The 18,480-nt window shown below is 70.0% G+C and carries 20 protein-coding genes; 15 read left to right on the plus strand and 5 right to left on the minus strand.

The window, feature by feature from the left end:
- Window positions 1–648 (minus strand): maleylpyruvate isomerase family mycothiol-dependent enzyme, encoded by a 648-nt coding sequence (locus H5398_RS09050; protein ID WP_182784296.1) that lies wholly within the window; start codon window positions 646–648, stop codon window positions 1–3.
- A 90-nt stretch (window positions 649–738) separates the two neighbouring features.
- On the opposite strand from H5398_RS09050, the gene H5398_RS09055 reads away from it, so the two are divergent.
- Window positions 739–1,194, plus strand: coding sequence for a MarR family winged helix-turn-helix transcriptional regulator (locus H5398_RS09055; RefSeq protein ID WP_182784294.1), 456 nt, complete (start codon window positions 739–741; stop codon window positions 1,192–1,194).
- 42 nt (window positions 1,195–1,236) lie between these two features.
- On the opposite strand, the gene H5398_RS17785 is transcribed toward H5398_RS09055, so the two are convergent.
- Both H5398_RS17785 and H5398_RS09065 read right to left on the minus strand, forming a co-directional pair.
- Window positions 1,237–1,911 carry a response regulator transcription factor gene (locus H5398_RS17785; protein ID WP_182784292.1) on the minus strand — a complete coding sequence of 225 codons (675 nt, stop codon included), beginning with the start codon at window positions 1,909–1,911 and terminating at the stop codon, window positions 1,237–1,239.
- The gene (locus H5398_RS09065; RefSeq protein ID WP_182799785.1) at window positions 1,908–3,647 is read right to left on the minus strand and encodes a histidine kinase; all 1,740 of its coding nucleotides are present in this window, start codon (window positions 3,645–3,647) and stop codon (window positions 1,908–1,910) included. The genes H5398_RS17785 and H5398_RS09065 overlap by 4 nt, the downstream gene beginning before the upstream one ends.
- Window positions 3,648–3,732: 85 nt before the next feature.
- Here H5398_RS09065 and H5398_RS09070 point away from each other — a divergent pair, with 85 nt between their 5' ends.
- On the plus strand, window positions 3,733–3,945 hold the full coding sequence (locus tag H5398_RS09070) for a hypothetical protein (protein WP_182784289.1): 213 nt from the start codon (window positions 3,733–3,735) through the stop codon (window positions 3,943–3,945).
- A 36-nt stretch (window positions 3,946–3,981) separates the two neighbouring features.
- On the opposite strand, the gene H5398_RS09075 is transcribed toward H5398_RS09070, so the two are convergent.
- Window positions 3,982–5,289, minus strand: a complete 1,308-nt coding sequence (locus H5398_RS09075; RefSeq protein WP_182799786.1) for an MFS transporter — start codon at window positions 5,287–5,289, stop codon at window positions 3,982–3,984.
- Window positions 5,290–5,357: 68 nt separating this feature from the next.
- Here H5398_RS09075 and H5398_RS09080 point away from each other — a divergent pair, with 68 nt between their 5' ends.
- From H5398_RS09080 to H5398_RS09125, 10 genes are all read left to right on the plus strand, one after another.
- Window positions 5,358–5,987 carry a helix-turn-helix domain-containing protein gene (locus tag H5398_RS09080; RefSeq protein ID WP_182799787.1) on the plus strand — a complete coding sequence of 210 codons (630 nt, stop codon included), beginning with the start codon at window positions 5,358–5,360 and terminating at the stop codon, window positions 5,985–5,987.
- Between the two features lie 71 nt (window positions 5,988–6,058).
- Complete coding sequence (locus H5398_RS09085) at window positions 6,059–7,174, plus strand: cytochrome P450 (RefSeq protein WP_370585809.1); 1,116 nt, start codon at window positions 6,059–6,061, stop codon at window positions 7,172–7,174.
- A gap of 26 nt (window positions 7,175–7,200) precedes the next feature.
- Window positions 7,201–7,995, plus strand: coding sequence for a 1-acyl-sn-glycerol-3-phosphate acyltransferase (locus H5398_RS09090; RefSeq protein ID WP_182799789.1), 795 nt, complete (start codon window positions 7,201–7,203; stop codon window positions 7,993–7,995).
- A 31-nt stretch (window positions 7,996–8,026) separates the two neighbouring features.
- Window positions 8,027–9,142 (plus strand): D-alanine--D-alanine ligase family protein, encoded by a 1,116-nt coding sequence (locus H5398_RS09095; RefSeq protein ID WP_182799790.1) that lies wholly within the window; start codon window positions 8,027–8,029, stop codon window positions 9,140–9,142.
- A gap of 1 nt (window position 9,143) precedes the next feature.
- Window positions 9,144–10,067 (plus strand): thiamine-phosphate kinase, encoded by a 924-nt coding sequence (locus H5398_RS09100; RefSeq protein WP_182784279.1) that lies wholly within the window; start codon window positions 9,144–9,146, stop codon window positions 10,065–10,067.
- A gap of 69 nt (window positions 10,068–10,136) precedes the next feature.
- On the plus strand, window positions 10,137–12,650 hold the full coding sequence (locus H5398_RS09105) for a DNA translocase FtsK (RefSeq protein WP_182784277.1): 2,514 nt from the start codon (window positions 10,137–10,139) through the stop codon (window positions 12,648–12,650).
- Window positions 12,651–12,664: 14 nt separating this feature from the next.
- Entirely contained in the window at window positions 12,665–14,083 is a 1,419-nt protein-coding gene (gene rimO, locus H5398_RS09110; RefSeq protein WP_182784275.1) for a 30S ribosomal protein S12 methylthiotransferase RimO, read from the plus strand.
- Window positions 14,080–14,697, plus strand: coding sequence for a CDP-diacylglycerol--glycerol-3-phosphate 3-phosphatidyltransferase (gene pgsA / locus H5398_RS09115; RefSeq protein ID WP_182784273.1), 618 nt, complete (start codon window positions 14,080–14,082; stop codon window positions 14,695–14,697). Before rimO ends, pgsA begins: the two co-directional genes overlap by 4 nt.
- Before the next feature lie 26 nt (window positions 14,698–14,723).
- Window positions 14,724–15,203: a CinA family protein gene (locus H5398_RS09120; RefSeq protein ID WP_182784271.1), complete on the plus strand. Its 480-nt coding sequence runs from the start codon at window positions 14,724–14,726 to the stop codon at window positions 15,201–15,203.
- Window positions 15,204–15,289: 86 nt separating this feature from the next.
- A complete protein-coding gene (locus H5398_RS09125; protein WP_370585808.1) occupies window positions 15,290–15,565 on the plus strand; it encodes a helix-turn-helix domain-containing protein in 276 nt (91 codons plus the stop codon).
- A 13-nt stretch (window positions 15,566–15,578) separates the two neighbouring features.
- On the opposite strand, the gene H5398_RS09130 is transcribed toward H5398_RS09125, so the two are convergent.
- A complete protein-coding gene (locus tag H5398_RS09130; RefSeq protein WP_182799981.1) occupies window positions 15,579–16,337 on the minus strand; it encodes a DeoR/GlpR family DNA-binding transcription regulator in 759 nt (252 codons plus the stop codon).
- Between the two features lie 163 nt (window positions 16,338–16,500).
- On the opposite strand from H5398_RS09130, the gene H5398_RS17360 reads away from it, so the two are divergent.
- The 3 genes from H5398_RS17360 (at window position 16,501) to H5398_RS09145 (ending at window position 18,413) form a co-directional block, all read left to right on the plus strand.
- Window positions 16,501–16,695 (plus strand): DUF3046 domain-containing protein, encoded by a 195-nt coding sequence (locus H5398_RS17360; RefSeq protein ID WP_370585807.1) that lies wholly within the window; start codon window positions 16,501–16,503, stop codon window positions 16,693–16,695.
- Between the two features lie 163 nt (window positions 16,696–16,858).
- On the plus strand, window positions 16,859–17,902 hold the full coding sequence (recA, locus tag H5398_RS09140) for a recombinase RecA (RefSeq protein ID WP_182799791.1): 1,044 nt from the start codon (window positions 16,859–16,861) through the stop codon (window positions 17,900–17,902).
- Entirely contained in the window at window positions 17,892–18,413 is a 522-nt protein-coding gene (locus H5398_RS09145) for a regulatory protein RecX (protein ID WP_182784264.1), read from the plus strand. Before recA ends, H5398_RS09145 begins: the two co-directional genes overlap by 11 nt.
- Window positions 18,414–18,480 lie beyond the last annotated feature (67 nt).

Here is an 18,480-nt window from a genome sequence, read left to right on the forward strand (position 1 = left end):
TCAGCCGCTCCCCAGGCTCTGGCGCAGTGAAGCGAGACCCTCGCCCTCCAGCCGGGGCAGCGCGACGGGGCGTCCGGTGAGGAGCAACAGGATGGCCAGGATGGGACCGGTGATCTCGGGGCCCTCGCCGACTGACCAGTGGGTGTCGGTGGCTGTGAACCGGAAGCCTCGCCACGGCACCGGACGGAACACCGACGCCATCCGTGTGCCGAGGGTGGATACCCGCGTGGCAGCCTCGGCGGCCGCGTCCACCGGAACCGAAAGGTCCAGGCCGAGGGGGAGAGCGATGTCCTGGCCGTGGACGATGATGTCGATCAGGGTGTCGCGGCTCGTCACGCCGAGGTTGTGGCGGCGGGAGCCGACCATGGCCCGGATGTCGGCGATCAGCAGGTCCACCGGCGCGGCCGCCTTGGCGCGGGCGGACTCGTCGATGAGCCGGTTCATGCCGCCACCGCGGTACTTCGGCAGCATCCGCAACAGATCACCGAGCCCCATCTGTTGCAGGGTCAGGTGGGCTGCGACGTCGCGGACCGTCCACCCCCCGCACAGTGAGGGATGCCGCCACTCGGCGTCGGTGAGTTGCTCAAGCAGGTCCGCGGTCCGCAGCCGCTGGGTGTCGATCCTCTCCCAGAGCGTGTCGTCGTCCATCGTCGTGTCTCTCTGTTGGGGGTGGCCGAATATAGTACGATGTTGGAATCAACGATAGTTCGTTGATGGGATCAGATCAAGGGGTCGGAAATGACCGAGGAACTCCATGTCGGGGTGTTGATGTTCATCGCCCACCGTGCGGCCGAGACCAGGATTCTCGCCGCTATGCATCGGGCCGGGTACACCGATATCACGGCCGCACAGGCCCGGATCGCCGCGCGGATCGGACCTGACGGCACCCGGATCTCCGACCTGGCGGACCAGGCGCAGGTCGCCAAGCAGACCGCGACCGCACTGATCGACAGGCTTGAGCGTGCCGGGTATGTCGAGCGCGTCGCCGACCCCGCCGACGCCCGCGTCCGCCTCGTCAGGATCGGCCCCCGCGGACGCGAGGCGGCCCCGATCGCTCGGGCCGAGGAAGCCGCCATCGAGGCCGAATGGACCGCCCACCTCGGGCGACGACGGATGGCCCAGCTCCGGGAGGCGCTCACCCGGCTCCGCGAGATCACCGACCCCTACCAGGACCCTGCGGGGCTTCAGCGCTGAGCTCCTGGACGGCTGGAGACGGCCATGCCGGTGAGGCCTCCCTCAGCGTCCCTGGCTGCGGCTGGCCTCCAGGAACGCCACCGTCGCCTGGACGCGACGGTTGACGGCTGTGTCTGGGGCCAGATCCAGTGAACGGAAGATCGCCGCGACATGGGATTCCACCGTTCTCTCGGAGACGTGAATCTGCTGCGCGATGGATTCGTTCGAGTGCCCCTGGGCGAGCAGCGCCAACACGCGCCTCTCCTGGTCCGAGAGCCGGATGAGGGGATCCGCGTGACTGGCGGCGCCCATCATGGCCGAGACCACCAGCGGTTCGAGTGCCACCGAGCCCGCTGCCACCCGAACTAGGCCGTCCACGAGAGCGCGCGCGTCCGCGACGCGGTCCTTGAGGAAGTAGCCGACCCCGGAGGGAACGCTCTCCAGGAGCCGGATGGCCCAGACGGGTTCCGCGTAGGTCGACAGGACCAGGATCCCCAGGTCGTGGTACTCCCGGCGCAGCTGTGCCGCAAGGCGGATCCCCTCGTCCGTGTGAGTCGGCGGCATGCGGACGTCCACCAGCACCGCGTCGGTCCGAGCTCGCCGGAGGGTCGCCAAGAGCTCGTCGCCGGACGCGACGGACGCGACCACGGTGACCCCGGCGGCGTCCAGCAGCAGCGCCAACCCCTGACGGAAGATGCCCGAGTCGTCGCAGAGCGCGACGGTGAGCGGCCGGTTCACTGCGGCCCGATCGGGGTGGCGGGGAGCCGGGCTGTCACGTCGGTTCCGCTGGGGCTGCTCGCCACGTGGAAGGATCCCCCTGCTGCCCGGACACGGTCGTGCAGCCCGGCGAGCCCTCCGCCCGGCACGATGACCGCGCCACCTGGACCCTGGTCCGTCACCTGGCAGACCAGCTCCTCGCCGTCCACCACGGCCCGGAGGCGCACGGTGCCGTCAGCGTGCTTGAGCGCGTTGACCACCGCCTCGGACGCCACGAACCAGGCTGTGGCCTCGACCACCGGCGCGAATCGGCGCCCCTTCAGCTCCGGCGCCACCTCCACGCTCACCCTGTCGGACATTTCGGTCAGTGAATCCAGGGCGGCCCCCAAGCCCGCCTGGCTCAGAATGGCCGGGTGGAGACCTCGCGCGAGTCCTCGCAGCTCCGCCATCGTGGATGTGAGACGTTCACGCACCTCCTCCAGCGCCTGAGTGGCCGCGCCGGGTCCCTGCAGCAGTTCGGCGCGGGACAGGGCCGCCTGGGCCGCAAGGAGATGTTGCTGGGCGCCGTCGTGCAGGTCTCGCTCCAGTTGCCGCCGCTGCCGGACGCCGGAGTCCAGGATCCGCGCCCTCGAGTCTCGCAGCTCGATCGTCTGCGCGGCCTGCTGGACGGACAGCCGTGATTGCGTCAGCACCACCCCCGCCGCGTCGAGCAGAGACCCGACGGATCGGTGCCGCGGGTCGAGCCGATCATCCAGCTCTGCCTCGACGACGGGCCGGCCCGCCTCCATCACGACCGGATGCAGCACGCGGCCCGGGGGAGCAGGCTCGTCCCCCACCAGGTGTCCGGTGGCGTCCGTCCAGCCGTCGTCGGTCAGGAACCTGAGCCGCAGGGTGGGGTCTGCCGTATGCCTCCTGAGCACGGTCTCGAGTGCTGGCGCCTGGCCGGCGGTGGCCAACAGATCGTCGAGGAACGTCGCCCGGCGGAGTGTGACGGTGACGGCAACCAGAAGGATGGTCAGGAGAGCGGCTGCGGTGAACGTCGTGTGGCCCACGCGTGCCACGTTCTGCACCTCCCATGCAGCCTCGCGCTGCTCGAGGACGATCGTCACCAGGTAGCCCCACGCCATGAGTGTCGTCAGTACCGCCAGGAGCCGAACCACGCGGCCGTTGGGCCCGCCGGCCGTCCGCTGCCGACGCCACTGGAGGACCGTGAACGCGACCACGACGGGGAGGAGGAGCCACGGCACTGCCGCAGGCAGGAATCGAGCGGCAGCCTCCCAGGGGTAGAGCGTCAGCCACCCGATCGGTGGTCCCTGGTAGGCGTTCATGGACGGGCTCCAGAGCGGCGCGGCCAGAACCATCAGCCCGACCAACACGAGCCATGCTGCGCGGCCCAGCCGGCGGACACTGCGCGGTGATGCCGGGTGATCCGGAAATCGCAGGAAGGGGACGATCAGACAGGCCGCCGCGCCGTACTTCACCATGAAGACGATCTGGATCCAGTACCCCCAGTGGAAGGCCTCCTGGTCGATCGCACTCAACCCGATGAACGTCGTGGCGCCGGCCATCCACCAGCCGTCCGGGCGGTGTTCCGGGATGCGCATCAGCAGCAGGGCGGCGGCGGCCGTCAGGAGTTGCAGGACGAGGGTGGGCACCGCTTGCCATCCCTCGTCCTGCACGCTCAGGACTGGAGGGATGAAGCTGAGGGTGGCAGCCGCGAGGACTGCGGCGCCGGCCACTCGACGCAGAGTCACCATAGGAAAAGTGTGCGCCGCCCGGCTGCTGATGGGAATCCGTGCTGGCACGGATGATCTCAGGTCCGGCGCGCCGGACCCTTGGGGCATGACCACGATGCGGATTCCCACCGGTGCCTCCCTCCGGCTCCTCGACGCCGTTCGGGACGGCCTGCTCGCCCTGGTGGTCGTCCTGGCGATGGCCTTCCTGGCGGGCGTCGTCATCGCCGTGTCCACACTGGGCCCTCTCGATCCTTCCGTTCCGGGGACAGGGACCCCCAGACCCAGCGCGCAGGCCGCACCGCCGGCCCCGCACGAGTGACAGACCGGCGGGTGGCTATCCAGGCCCGAGATCCGATCAGGCGGCGACGTGGTCGGGTGCGCCAGCCCCGACATGGGTCGGCCGCAGCTCCCACCGGTCGACGACGGGCTGCGGGACCCGCACCGCGACAATCGCCGTCGAGACCAGCATCAGCGCCACCACCGCGACGAACACCGCAGGGATCCCGAACCACTGCGCCACCTGCCCGCCCACGACGGCCCCCAGCGGCATGGTGCCGAAGCCGATCACGCGGGCGGCGCCGTGCACGCGGCCCAGGAGGCGCTCCTCGACCATCCGCGGCCGGAGCGACCCGCTGACGACGTTGCCGACGACGCCGAACACTCCCGCGCAGATGAGGAAGAGGGCGAAGGACCAGGCGGCCGGCCACAGCAGGGGGAGCAGGTTGATCAGGCCGGCGGATCCCCAGCAGGCCACCAGCACCCGCATCTCCGGCCATCGAGACGTGAGTGGCCCCGCGACCACGCTGCCGAACAGCCCGCCGACGGGCATGGCCACCAGGATCAGCGACCACTCCTGCGGCGTCAGCCCGCCGGCCGAGCCCGGACCCACCATCCACAGCACGATGACGGCGGACAGCGCGGTCGAGGCGAAGTTCCACAGGCCCGCGGCGATGAGCAGTGGGCGCAGCACCCGATGCCGCCACAGGACGCTGAGGCCCTCCCCGAGCTCGCGGCGGAGCGACCCGGCCCTTGCTGCGGCGCCGGCCTCACCCTCGCCGTCGACGGCCGGGCGAGGGGCGGTGAACCGGCCCCGGAGCCCCAGCGCCAGCACAACCACCGCCCCGACGACGATGAGCGCCGGCACCCCGGTCACCCACGCCGCGCCGACGGCGACCAACAGTCCTGCCACCGGCGGGGCCACGAACCCGCCGGCGGCCTGCTCGACGGCGAGCAGCCGCGAGTTCGCGCTCCGCAGCGTCGCTCCGTCCCGGCCGACCAGTGCGGGCACCTGCGCCTGGGCGGCCAGGTCCGTGAACACCTCTGTGAACCCGTACGCCAGCGCGAAGCCGACCAGCCACCAGATGCTCAGCCCGCCCGCGGCGCCCACCACCGCGACCGAGGCGAGGAGGAGTGCGCGCACAGTCAGCGCCACCAGCATCGTGCGACGGCGGTCCCATCGGTCCACCAGCACCCCCGCCGGGATGCCGGCCAGCAGCCATGGCAGCCAGACGGCCGCGGTGAGCAGCCCGATGAGCGCCGGGGAGCGGGTCAGGGTGACGGCCAGCAGCGGCACGCCGGTGGCGACCACGCCGTCGGCCAGGTTCGCCAGCGCGACGGTGGACAGGTGGACGCGGAATCGTCGATCCAGGGGACGCACGGCCATGAGACCCTCCAGTAGACTGATGCAGAAGAAGCTATGCAAAGATTTCTCTGCAAAGGTACCTCTGCATCATGTCCGAGCGCAAGACCCATTCCCGGCCGGCCACGGCCCAGCAGATCAAGGCGTTCGCGCACCCCCTGCGCATGCAGCTCTATCGCCTTCTCAGCGACCAGGGGCAGGCCACCGCGAGCGTCCTCGCGCGCGAGACGGGGGAGAGCAGCGGCCAGACCAGCTACCACCTCCGGCAGCTCGCGAAGTTCGGCTTCGTCGAGGAGGTCGCGGGCGAGGGGACAGGGCGCGAGCGCTGGTGGCGCGCCGTCGGCTTCTCCTACGACAAGGTGGCAGACCCGGATACCCACACCGTGCGGACCCTCAACCGGTGGATGATCGACAACCAGGCAGACACGCTGCACGCCGCCGTCGAGGCGCTGGAGGACGACCCTGAGGGCTGGCGGGACGCCAGCGTGCTGGGATCCACCAGCGCGTGGCTCACCCGAGACGAACTCGAGGCGCTCAGCGACGAACTGCTGGCCGTCGTCGAGCGGCACACCGAGGAGGCGAAGGGCCTGCGCGAGGCCGCGGGCCCCACCCCAGCCCACCTGGCCGCCCGTCCGGATGAGCGCCGGGTGCGGGTCTACGTCAGCGCCGTCCCGCTGCCGTCTGTACCCGGAGACGCCGCGGCGATCGGGGCCGGGCGATGAGCCGGGGGGCACACCGCCGGGTCGAGCGACCCGGAGAGCCCGACGGGCCGCGCGTCGAGCGGACCGAGAGAGTGTGGCGCATCAGGTCGCTCGCCGCCGCCCAACAGGTGCTCCGCGCCCGGCACGCCACCACCCAGGCCGGATTCACCGCCGAGGCCATCCCCAAGGGCTACCTCACACACCACCCCATCCTCATGTCTGACGGGCCGATGCACGACGAGCAGCGCAAGAAGGTTGCCCGGTTCTTCGCCCCCGTGGTGGTCACCAGACGCTACGAGACGCAGATGGAGGACTGCGCGGACAGGCTGCTCGACGAGGCGGGCCCGGAGATCACGCTCGACGAGCTCGCGCTCCACTACACCGTCGAAGTGACCGCCGAGGTGGTCGGGCTCACGGCAGCGCCGCCGAAGAAGATGGCCAAGCGGCTGGTTAGCTTCTTCAACCAGCCCCCGTTCGACATCACCAAGCCCGGCCTCGGCCGCACCAATCTGCAATGGGCGAAGGCGGCCTTCAACGGGCTCCTGCCCATCGCCCGCTTCCACCTCCAGGACGCCCGCCCCGCCATCCGCGCCCGGCGCAAGGAGCCCCAGGACGACATCATCAGCCACCTCATCGCGGAGGACTACTCGGACATCGAGATCCTCGTCGAGTGCGTCACGTACGGCACCGCCGGGATGGTGACCACCCGGGAGTTCATCTGCATGGCCGCTCTGCACCTGCTGGGCGACGACGCCCTTCGGGAGCGGTACCTGGTGGCGGGTCAGCCGGAGCGGCACGCCATTCTCAACGAGATCATCCGGTTGGAGCCTGTCGTCGGGCACCTCTACCGCCGCGTCCAGGAGCCCATCGAGGTGACCGACCGCGGCGAGACCTGCACCATGGCCGCTGGAGACCTGGTGGACATCTTCGTGCGCACCGCGAACGCGGACCCGGACGCAGTCGGCGAGGACCCGCTCCACCTCTGCCCCCACCGCGACACCGCCGCCGGCGTCAACGAGGCCGGGCTCAGCTTCGGCGACGGCGCCCACAAGTGCCCCGGACAGCCGCTGGCGATCCTCGAATCCGACGTGCTCCTCACCCGCCTCCTCCGACGCCGGCCGCGGATCCTACGGGAGCCCGACGTGGGCTGGGACGACCTCATCGCCGGATATTGGCTGCGCGGTTTCCGGCTCAGGATCGACGGCTGAGGGCGGCCACCTGCCATGATGACCCAATGACGAAACCGGTCACCGTCGCGAAGCCTTGGCGTCGCCCGCTGCGCAAGGTCAACCATGAGCCCGCTCCCTGGGTCTACCACCTGATCGGGCACCTCGCCCGGTCCGGGGTGCCGATCTTCGCCCGCCAGACCTGGGCCGGGCAGGAAAACATCCCGCCCACCGGCGGCGTCATCCTCGTGGCCAACCACATCTCCAACTTCGACCCCATCGTGCTGGGCGGGTTCGTGATCTGGAGCGGCCGGTGGCCGCGATTCCTGGGCAAGTCGGACATCTGGAAGGTGCCGGTGCTCGGCTGGGTGGCCACCCAGTGCGAGCAGATCCCCGTGCATCGCGGCACCTACCGTGCGGGGGACTCGCTCTCCCACGCGGCGAAAGCCCTGGAGAAGGGGCAGGCCGTGGCCATCTACCCCGAGGGCACCATCACGGCAGACCCGGACGTGTGGCCCATGACCGGCCGACGGGGGGCCGCGCGCCTGGCGCTCTCCTCCGGGGCGCCCGTCGTCCCCATCGCACAGATCGGGGCCAACCTGATCCTCGGCCAGAAGAAGCTCGAGTTCCGGCGGATCTTCGGCCGCCGCAAGGACGTGGCCATCATGGCCGGCCCGCCCATCGATCTGAGCCGCTACATGGGCATGAAGCCCACCCCGGACGTGCTCGACGCGGTGACCGACGAGATCCTCGACGTACTGACGGACATGGTGGGCAAGCTCCGCGGGGAGGAGCCGCCCACGGACCGCTTCGACATCAGGGTGGGCAGGCGCGTGCCGAAGAAGCCGCGACCCTCCGAGTAGACTGCCGCTCGCATCACCCCTAGGAGGACCAGTGAGCGACCGCATCCGCGTGGCGTTGATCTTCGGCGGCCAGTCATCGGAGCACGGCATCTCGTGCCTGACGGCCTCCGGCGTCCTCAAGGCCATCGACCGTAGTCGCTTCGACGTGGTGGGCGTGGGCATCAGCCGCAACGGCCGGTGGACGCAGGTCCCGCTCGAGGTGATCGCCGGCTACCGGATCGTCGACGGCAAGGTCCCCGAGGTGGCGGACCCCGAGCACGACGCGGTGTGGATGGTGGGCGAGCACGGCTGCGAGGTGGCCACCCGCTCCGGCGAGAAGCTGGTCGACATCAACGGGGTGGACGTGGCCTTCGCACTCCTGCACGGCCCCTTCGGCGAGGACGGCACCATCCAGGGCATGTTCGAGCTGATGGGCATCAAGTACGTCGGCAGCGGCGTCACTGCGTCGGCCGTCGGCATGGACAAGCACTTCATGAAGGTGGCCTTCGAGGCCGCAGGGCTCCCGGTGTGGCCCTACGTGGCCGCGTCGGGCCACCGCCTCCGGCACGACCGGGCCGCCGTCGTCCGGGAGATCAACGAGAACCTCACCTACCCGCTGTTCGTCAAGCCCGCCCGCGGCGGATCATCGCTGGGCATCTCGCGGGTCACCGGCCCGGACCAGCTCGACGCGGCCATCGACGAGGCCCAGCGCTTCGACCCGAAGATCGTGGTGGAGCAGGGCTTCACCGGGGCGCGGGAGCTCGAGGTCGCGGTGCTGGGAGACCCGGAGGACGCAGAGGGCTGCCGCGCCTCCGGCGTCGGTGAGATCAGGGTCCAGGCGGCCGACGGCTTCTACGACTTCGAGGCCAAGTACATCGACGAGAACGGCGCCGCGCTGGACGCCTCCGCGGACATCCCCCCGGAACTCACCGCACGCCTCCAGGCCCTGGCCAAGCGTGCCTACGCCGCCGTCGACGCCGAGGGCCTCGTCCGCGCGGACTTCTTCGTCACGGATCAGGGCGCGTGGATCAACGAGGTCAACACGATGCCCGGCTTCACGCAGATCTCCATGTATCCCACCCTGTGGCAGGAGACGGGCATGACCTATCCCGAGCTGGTGGGTCGCCTGATCGACCTGGCGCTGGCGCGCCCGGTGGGGCTGCGCTGACGTGGCGGGTGAGTTCGAGCTGATCGAACGGATCACCTCGGGGCTCGTCGTCGGCGACGACGTGGTGCTCTCGGTGGGCGACGACGCCGCGGTCCTGGACCTGGCCGGCCATGTGGTCGTCACCACCGACATGCTGATCGAGAACGTCCACTTCAAGCGCCAGTGGTCGCCCGCCCGCGCGGTGGGACGCAAGGCGGTGGCGGTCAACGTCTCCGACGTGGAGGCGATGGGGGCACGGCCCAGCTCCGTGGTGGTGGCGCTGGCCTTTCCCAAGGACCTGGACCAGGACTGGGTGGCCGAGTTCGAGGAGGGCGCCAAGGAGGAGTGCGCCAAGGCGGGCGTGAGCCTGGTGGGCGGAGACCTGTCGTCGTCGGCGCACATCGCCATCTGCGTCACGGCCCTCGGAGACCTCGGTGGCAGGCCTGCCGTGACCAGGGCCGGTGCCCGGGTCGGAGACGTGGTGGCGGTCTGCGGGCGCCTCGGCTGGGCGGGTGCAGGGCTCGCGGTGCTGCAGCGCGGCTTCGGCTCACCCAAGGAGCTGGTCGCGGAGCAGCTGACCCCCACCGTGCCGTACGGGCAGGGGATCGCGGCCGCCCTGGCGGGGGCCACCGCGATGCTCGACGTCTCAGACGGACTCCTGGCGGATCTCGGCCACATCGCCGAGGCCAGCCACGTGCTCATCGACGTCGACACCTCCTCACTCGCCGTTCCCGAGGCGGTCCAGCGGGTGGCCGCGGCCACAGGCAAGCCCGGGCTGGGCTTCGTGATGGCCGGGGGAGAGGACCACGCACTCGCCGCGACATTCCCGCCCGGAGCCCCCCTCCCCGTCGGATGGCGCAGGGTCGGGGTGGTCCGTGAGGGCCGGGGCGTGCTCGTCGACGGCGCCCACTTCGACGGCAGCCTCGGCTGGGACCACTTCGCCTGACCCGCCGGATCCGCCGAACGGCCGGGGCAAATACGGGCCACGCGGCGGGCCTGGGCTAGGTTGGGACGCATGGCGTCCCGCGGCTCTTCCCCCACGCGGAGCGCCAGCACGAAGTCGAGCTCTTCGACCAGTGCTGCGCGTTCCAGCAAGACAACGGCAACCAAGAAGCCGGCCTCCCCGTCGAGGTCCGGCTCTTCGTCGCGCCGTCCGGCGCCCGCGAAGGCGGCGCCACCCCAGGGCCCCGGCGGCTTCAGCCGCGCCATGCGGGCCCTGGCCCGCGGCATCGGCGCCACGTTCCGCGGGCTCGCCGGGGGCGTCGGCTGGATCGCGCGCAGCTTCGGCGGTGCCGCCCAGGACGTGGACCCCAAGCTCCGCCGCGACGGCTGGGGCCTGTTCCTGCTGGCGCTCGGCATCGTGGTGGCGGCCCGGTTCTGGTTCCTCCTGCCCGGCCCGGTGGGCCAGGGCCTGGGGGACGGCATCTCGACGGTATTCGGTTCGCTCTCGGTGGTGGTCCCCGCGGTGCTGCTCTACGGCTCGTGGCGGGTGCTGCGCCATCCGCGTGATGTGGATGCCGCGCCGCGCACGGGACTCGGCTGGGTCCTCATCACCATCGGCGTCCTCGGGTTGGTGCACATCAACCGTGGGATGCCCCAGCCCAGCGACATGACCGCGCTGCGTGAGGCCGGGGGCATCGTCGGCCACGTGGCCTCCAGCCTGCTGGTGGAACTGCTGACCGTCTGGGTCACGGTGCCGATCCTGGTGCTGGTCACCCTCTTCGGCGTGCTCGTGGTGATCGGGCGCCCGCTGCATGAGCTGGCTGCCGGGGCGAAGGGCCTTGTCAGCGCCCTCGTCGAGACCGACGGCGACGCCGACGAGTCGCGCCCGAAGCTGAAGCTGGGCGTCGACGTGCCCTACGACACGCCGCTGGTGGCCGATCCCGCCGACGAACCCTCCGAGGAGGCCGTCTACGACATCGACGACGAGGGCTATCTCCTCCCCGCCGAACCCGAGGTCAGGCCCGCTCCCGGCCGGCCCAAGACCGAGGCGCACCGCGAGCTCGATCCGCCGCCGCACACGCCCCCGCCGGCCAAGGCCGAGCAGCTGCAGCTCGGCGGAGACATGGTCTACACGCTCCCCGACGACCGGACGCTGGCCACCGGCTCCAAGCCGAAGTCGCGCACGGAGGCCTCGGACAAGGTGGTCCGCCAGCTCGGGGACGTGCTGCGCGAGTTCGAGATCGACGCGCGCGTCACCGGCTACACCCGCGGCCCCACCGTCACCCGCTACGAGGTGGAGCTCGGCTCGGCCATCAAGGTCAGCAAGGTCACGGGCCTGGCGGACAACATCGCCTACGCGGTGGGATCCAACGAGATCCGGATCCTCACCCCCATCCCCGGCAAGTCCGCCATCGGCATCGAGATCCCCAACCTGGACAAGGAGGTGGTCTCGCTCGGCGACGTGCTGCGCTCCCCGAAGGCGAAGAACGACCACCACCCGCTCACCGTGGCGCTCGGCAAGGACGTCGAGGGTGGCTTCGTGGTGGCCAACATGGCCAAGATGCCGCACCTCCTGGTGGCCGGCGCCACCGGCTCCGGCAAGTCCAGCTTCATCAACTCGCTGATCACCTCCATCATGATGCGCGCCACCCCGGACGAGGTTCGCCTCCTCCTGGTGGACCCGAAGCGGGTGGAGCTCAACCACTACGAGGGCATCCCGCACCTGGTCACGCCCATCATCACCAACCCGAAGAAGGCCGCCGAGGCCCTCGCCTGGGCAGTGCGCGAGATGGACCTGCGCTACGACGACCTGGCGGCCTTCGGGTTCCGGCACGTCGACGACTTCAACAAGGCCGTGCGCGCCGGGCAGGTCAAGTTGCCCGAGGGCTCGGAGCGCGTCCTGGCGCCGTACCCCTACCTGCTGATCGTGGTCGACGAGCTCGCCGACCTCATGATGGTGGCGCCGCGCGATGTGGAGGAGTCCGTGGTGCGCATCACGCAGCTCGCCCGCGCCGCAGGCATCCACCTCGTGCTCGCCACGCAGCGCCCCTCCACGGACGTCGTCACCGGCCTGATCAAGGCCAACGTGCCCTCCCGGCTGGCCTTCGCCACGTCGTCGATGACCGATTCGCGCGTCATCCTGGACCAGCCCGGGGCCGAGAAGCTCGTCGGCAAGGGCGACGGGCTCTTCCTGCCGATGGGCGCGGGCAAGCCCGTCCGCGTCCAGGGCGCGTGGGTCAACGAGTCCGAGATCCGGGATGTGGTGTCCTTCGTCTCCACGCAGCTTCAGCCCAACTACCGCGACGACGTGACGGTCGCGGGCGGGGGCGAGAAGAAGGTGGTCGACGACATCGGCGACGACATGGACCTGGTCCTGGACGCCTGCCGCCTCGTCGTGGAGCTCCAGCTGGGGTCCACCTCGATGCTGCAGCGCAAGCTGCGGGTGGGGTTCGCCAAGGCCGGACGGCTGATGGACATCCTCGAGAGCAGGGGAGTGGTGGGCCCGTCCGAGGGCTCCAAGGCCCGCGACGTGCTGGTCAAGCCCGATGACCTGGACGACGTGCTGGCCAACCTCGCGGCCGGGTAGCGGATAATGGCCCGGTGAAGACAGCCACCCACTCCGTCCACATCGCCTCCCTCGGCTGCGCCCGCAACGACGTCGACTCCGAGGAGCTGGCCGCGCGCCTCGAGGTGGGTGGGTTCCTTCTCGTCGACGACCCGGGCGCCGCGGAGACGGTGGTGGTCAACACGTGCGGCTTCGTCGAGCAGGCCAAGCAGGACTCCATCAACACCCTCCTGGAGGCCGCGGAGCTGAAGGACGCCGGAACGGTGCGCGCCGTCGTCGCTGTCGGGTGCATGGCCGAGCGGTACGGCGTCCAGCTCGCCGACGAGCTGCCGGAGGCCGACGCCGTCCTCGGGTTCGACGACTACGCCGACATCGCCGACCGGCTCCGAGGCATCCTCGACGGCGAGCACCACACCTCGCACGTCCCCCGCGACCGCCGCCTGCTGCTCCCGCTGACGCCGTCGGCCCGTCCCGCCGCGGCTGGAGGTGTCGCGGTGCCGGGGCACTCCCCGCTGCCCGACGGTGTGGCCCCGGCCTCGGGGCCCCGCACGCTGCGCCGCCGCCTCGCCGGGGGGCCGTCCGCGTCCCTGAAGATCGCCTCCGGGTGCGACCGTCGATGCGCGTTCTGCGCCATCCCCGCCTTCCGCGGCAGCTACCTGTCGCGCCCCGTCGACGAGATCGAGGCGGAGGCACGCTGGCTCGTCGAGCAGGGCGTCAAGGAGGTCTTCCTCGTCTCGGAGAACACCTCCTCCTACGGCAAGGACCTCGGGACGGAGCACCGGCTGGAGACGCTACTGTCGCGGCTGAGCCGGGTGGACGGGCTGGACTGGATCCGGGTGTCGTACCTGCAGCCGGCGGAGATCCGCCCCGGGATGCTGGACGCCATGCTCACCACGGAGAAGGTGGTGCCCTACTTCGATCTCAGCTTCCAGCACGCCTCACGCTCCGTCCTCCGCGCCATGCGCCGTTTCGGCGATGCGGACAGCTTCCTGGACCTCATCGGCAGGATCCGGGCGCATGCCCCCGCGGCCGGCATCCGCAGCAACGTCATCGCGGGGTTCCCGGGGGAGACCGAGGCGGACCTCGAGATCCTGAGAGGGTTCATCGTCGAGGCGAACCTCGACGTCATGGGCGTCTTCGGCTACTCCGACGAGGAGGGCACCGAGGGCGTCGGGCTGCCAGGGCACCTCCCCGAGGACGAGATCGAGGCGCGGCGCGCCCACCTGGCCGATCTGGCCCTCGAAGTCTGCGAGGCGCGCGCCGCGGACCGGGTTGGTGAGGATATCGTCGTCCTTGTGGAGAGCATCGACGATGAGATCGTCGGGCGCGCGATGCACCAGGGCCCTGAGACCGACGGTGTGGTCACGCTCGATCGCGAGGCTTCGGTCGGCGATCTGGTGGCCGCGCACGTGGTGGATTCGGCCGGAATCGATCTGATCGCGGAGGCGACATGAGCCAACCCAAGCGGGCCGTCGGGAAACCGAGCAACCTGAACGTCCCCAACGTGCTGACGGTGATCCGCATCCTGCTGGTGCCCGTCTACGTGGTGCTCATGTTCATCGCCCCGGATGATCTCGGCTGGCGCCTCGCCGCCACCGCCGTGTTCGTGGTCGCCATGTTGACGGATCTGGCCGACGGCTACATTGCGCGCCGATACAACCTCGTCACGGACTTCGGCAAGCTCTGGGACCCGGTCGCGGACAAGGCGCTGACCGGCGCCGCCTTCGTCTCGTTGTCCATCCTGGACTCCTTTCCCGGCCAGGTGGGCCTGCCGTGGTTCTTCACCATCATCATCCTGGTGCGCGAGTGGGGCATCACCTGGGTGCGCGCCGCCATCGCCAAGTACGGGATCATGGCCGCGAACAAGGGTGGCAAGGCCAAGACGCTCACCCAGACCCTTGCGCTGATCGTCTTCAGCGTCGGGCTGCAGTTCCTTCCGAGCGCCGTCCAGTTCATCGCCTGGGCGCTCATGTGGGCCGCGCTGATCCTCACGGTCGTCACAGGCGCGGACTACCTCCGCCACGCCTGGAACATCCGCAAGCAGGGCAGGGCGGGCCAGGTAGGCTGACCGGACGGACGCGACGAGGGGGCCTGGTGACCACGGCAGAAGATGTGATCAAGAAGATGACCCACCGGTCCGTGACGCTCGCCACCTGCGAGTCGCTCACCGGCGGCGGCATCGGTGCGGCCCTCACCTCGGTGCCCGGCGCCTCGGTCGTCTACCGCGGCGGCCTCATCACCTACGCCAGAGACCTCAAGGCCCGCCTGGCCGGGGTGGATCCGGAGCTGATCGACTCCGAGGGGGTCGTCAACGAGCTCACCGCCCTCCAGATGGCGGTGGGCGCCAAAGCACGCTGCGATGCGGACTGGGCCATCGCCACCACGGGCGTGGCCGGTCCCACGGAGACAGACGGCGCCAAGGTGGGCACCGTGTGGTTCGCCGTCGTCGGCCCCAGGGTGGGGATGTCGCCGGCTCCCCAGTACACGGAGCTCAGGGTGTTCGACGGAGACCGTGAGGCCGTGCGTGCCGCCGCGGTCGAGCACGCCTTCGAGATGCTGCTGCGCGTTCTGTAGATCCAAACAATCGGGAACAAACCGGCAGCTGCCGTGGTTTCACCCTCCGAGGACGGGCAGTGAGCCCTCCAGTTGGGTAGGTAGCCGTGAAGACGATTCTGATTCGTAAGGTGATGGGTGAGACGCTCCGGGAAAAGCGGATGTCCACCGGCATGACCCTGCGTGAAGTGTCGCTGGCGAGCATGGTCTCGCTCGGCTACCTTTCGGAGATCGAGCGGGGCCACAAGGAGGCCTCCAGCGAGGTGCTCTTCGCCATCGCGACCGCTCTGGACCTGTCGCTGTCGGATCTGATGATCGCCATCAGCGGCAAGTTGGCCGCCCTCGAGGCGCAGCGGATGCGTCGCGTGCCGGTGGCCGCCTGAGCAGAGGGCCCGCTCAGTGGCTGGGTGGTCCCTCCACCACGTAGACCTCGACGCCCGCGTCGCGGATGCGTTGCAGCTCGTCTTCGGGCGCTCCCGCATCCGTGACGAGGGCGTGGATCTCTGTGATGTCGGCCATCTTGGCCAGGGTCACGTGACCCACCTTCGTCGAGTCCACCACCACCACCACCCGCTCGGCGCGCTCGATCATCGCGTAGTTGGTGCGCGCCTCGATCTCGTCGTGTGTGGTCAGCCCACCTGAGGCGCTGACCCCGTCGACCCCCACCACGGCTGTGCCCACGTTGACCAGCTTCATGGTGGATTCAGCCAGGGAGCCGACCAGCTCCAGTGAGCTCGGACGGAGGACGCCGCCGGCGATCAGGATCCGGGCCTGGCCCTGCTCGGCGGCCTCGAGGCCGATGCTGATCGAGTTGGTGATGATCGTCAGATCGCTGCGGTGGTGCAGTGCGCGCAGCACCTCCGCCGTCGTCGTGCCCCCGGTGAGGCCGATGGCGTGCCGTCCCGGAGGGAGGAGCCCGACGACGGTGCGGGCGATGCGGCGCTTGGCGTCCTGATTGCGCCCATCCCGCAGCCGCACCGGCAGTTCCCTGCCCTTGACCGCCCGCGCGCCGCCGTGCGTGCGCTCCAGCAGTCCCTGTGCGGCGAGGAGGGCCACGTCGCGGCGGATGGTGGCGGCCGACGCGCCGAGTGTCGAGGCCAGGTCCGACAGAGCCAGCGGCCCGTTCTCGTTGAGCATCGCCAGCAGCGCCACCATGCGGTCTGAGCGCTTGTGGGAGGTCAGTCCAGGCGCATTCATCCGAGCGGGCTCCTTCGCACCGGTTGAGCGTTGTGCTCAACTTTCTGAGCGAGTCTACATCCCTCGCTCATCGCTCTCGCGTGAGTCGAACGCGGGTTGCGTGGGCGGCTACGGTGGCGGTGTGCGTGAGGTGGAGTTGTGGCTGCGAATGGGCACCGTGCTGCCCTCCGGGTACGCCGCCGTGTGGGCGGATCAGGTGGTGCTCGCGGAACTCGGGGGCCGCACGGTCCGGGAGGCGCTCGAGGCGGGGCTGCCCTGCAAGCGCATCTGGCGGGCCGTATGGCTGCACCTCGAACTGGATGACACGCAGCGTTGAGCGTGTCGCGCGGCATTCGAACGAGTGTTCGCCTAGGCTGGGTTCCACAACAGTTCTCCACAGGCGGTGGCTCGGCTGAAAAAGTGTCCGAGCCGTTTCCTAGAGTGACAACACCACACAGCAGCTGGCCGTTCGCGGTCCAGTCCTCGAGAGGATTCATCCCATGGCCGTAGCGGACCGCAACAAGGCGCTAGAAGCAGCCCTCGCCCAGATCGAGAAGGCCCACGGAAAGGGATCCGTGATGCGCCTGGGGGAGGACAACCGTCAGCCCATCGACATCATCCCCACCGGTTCCGTGGCGCTGGACGTGGCGCTCGGCATCGGGGGTCTTCCGCGCGGCCGGGTGGTCGAGGTCTTCGGCCCGGAGTCCAGCGGAAAGACGACCGTGGCTTTGCATGCCATCGCCAACGCCCAGCGCGGCGGCGGCATCTGCGCGTTCATCGACGCGGAGCACGCGCTGGATCCCGACTACGCGCAGAAGCTCGGCGTCAACACCGATGAGCTGCTGGTCTCCCAGCCGGACAACGGCGAGCAGGCCCTGGAGATCGCGGACACGCTCGTGCGGTCCGGGGCGATCGCGCTCATCGTGATCGACTCGGTGGCCGCCCTCACCCCGCGCGCGGAGATCGAAGGCGAGATGGGAGACTCGCACGTCGGCCTCCAGGCTCGCCTCATGTCGCAGGCGCTGCGCAAGATGACGGGCGCCCTGAAGACCACCAACACCACCGCCATCTTCATCAACCAGCTGCGCGAGAAGATCGGCGTCATGTTCGGCAGCCCGGAGACCACCACCGGTGGTCGCGCCCTGAAGTTCTACTCCTCCGTGCGCCTGGACGTCCGCCGCATCGAGACCCTCAAGGACGGCACAGAGAGCGTGGGCAACCGCACCCGCGTCAAGGTGGTCAAGAACAAGGTGGCACCGCCCTTCAAGCAGGCCGAGTTCGACATCATCTACGGCGAGGGAATCTCCCGTGAGGGCAGCCTGATCGACATGGGCGTGGAAGCCGGCATCATCCGCAAGGCCGGAGCCTGGTTCACCTACGACGCGGATCAGCTGGGGCAGGGCAAGGAGAACGCCCGCAACTTCCTCAGGAACCACCCCGACGTGGCGGCCGAGATCGAGCGCCGCATCCGCCTCCACCTCGGGGTGGACAAGGAAGGGGTCCCTGAGGGGATCAACCCGGAGACAGGCGAAGTTGACTTCTGAGGTTCCCACGGAGCGGGCCACCCAGCTCGAGGTGGCCCGCAAGATCGCGCTGGACCAGCTGGCTGTGCGCCAGCGCTCCGAGAAGGAGTTGCGCAGCGCCATGGCGCGGCGCAACGTTCCTGAGGATGTGGCAGACGAGATACTCGAGCGCTTCACGGATGTCGGCCTGATCGACGACGCGTCGTTCGCTGCAGCGCTCACCGCGTCCAGGTCGGGGTTCGGTCTTCGAGGACGGATGCGGATCAGGCAGGAGCTGCAGACCAAGGGCATCGAGCGTCACGTCGCCGATGAGGCGTTGGCAGGGCTCAGCAGGGACGACGAGCGCCGTGCCGCACTCACGCTGGCCCGTCGCAGGCTGCGGTCGATGGCTGCGCTGGAGCCGGCGGTCGCGCGCCGCCGGCTCTACGGTGCACTCGCCCGTCGCGGGTTCGACGGGGGCGTGGTGGCCTCGGTCGTCGATGAGGTGATGGGGGAGTCCGAGGAGACCGGCGTCGCGGATGATGATTTTTGATCGTGCCAACTGTTGAGTTTTCCACAGGTCAGGAATAGGCTCGGGGGCAAGGTTCCAGGACCCCGCA

It is taken from the genome of Tessaracoccus sp. MC1679, assembly GCF_014164775.1.
In the GTDB taxonomy this organism is placed as follows: domain Bacteria; phylum Actinomycetota; class Actinomycetes; order Propionibacteriales; family Propionibacteriaceae; genus Arachnia.

What these genes read in the sequence shown, in the direction of transcription:
- H5398_RS09055 (WP_182784294.1), top strand. Translation starts at nt 739, where the DNA reads ATGACCGAGGAACTCCATGTCGGGGTGTTGATGTTCATCGCCCACCGT.
- H5398_RS09050 (WP_182784296.1), bottom strand. Translation starts at nt 648, where the DNA reads ATGGACGACGACACGCTCTGGGAGAGGATCGACACCCAGCGGCTGCGG.
- H5398_RS09065 (WP_182799785.1), bottom strand. Translation starts at nt 3,647, where the DNA reads ATGGTGACTCTGCGTCGAGTGGCCGGCGCCGCAGTCCTCGCGGCTGCC.
- H5398_RS09105 (WP_182784277.1), top strand. Translation starts at nt 10,137, where the DNA reads ATGGCGTCCCGCGGCTCTTCCCCCACGCGGAGCGCCAGCACGAAGTCG.
- H5398_RS09070 (WP_182784289.1), top strand. Translation starts at nt 3,733, where the DNA reads ATGACCACGATGCGGATTCCCACCGGTGCCTCCCTCCGGCTCCTCGAC.
- H5398_RS09080 (WP_182799787.1), top strand. Translation starts at nt 5,358, where the DNA reads ATGTCCGAGCGCAAGACCCATTCCCGGCCGGCCACGGCCCAGCAGATC.
- H5398_RS09090 (WP_182799789.1), top strand. Translation starts at nt 7,201, where the DNA reads ATGACGAAACCGGTCACCGTCGCGAAGCCTTGGCGTCGCCCGCTGCGC.
- pgsA (WP_182784273.1), top strand. Translation starts at nt 14,080, where the DNA reads ATGAGCCAACCCAAGCGGGCCGTCGGGAAACCGAGCAACCTGAACGTC.
- H5398_RS09130 (WP_182799981.1), bottom strand. Translation starts at nt 16,337, where the DNA reads ATGGTGGCGCTGCTGGCGATGCTCAACGAGAACGGGCCGCTGGCTCTG.
- recA (WP_182799791.1), top strand. Translation starts at nt 16,859, where the DNA reads ATGGCCGTAGCGGACCGCAACAAGGCGCTAGAAGCAGCCCTCGCCCAG.
- H5398_RS09075 (WP_182799786.1), bottom strand. Translation starts at nt 5,289, where the DNA reads ATGGCCGTGCGTCCCCTGGATCGACGATTCCGCGTCCACCTGTCCACC.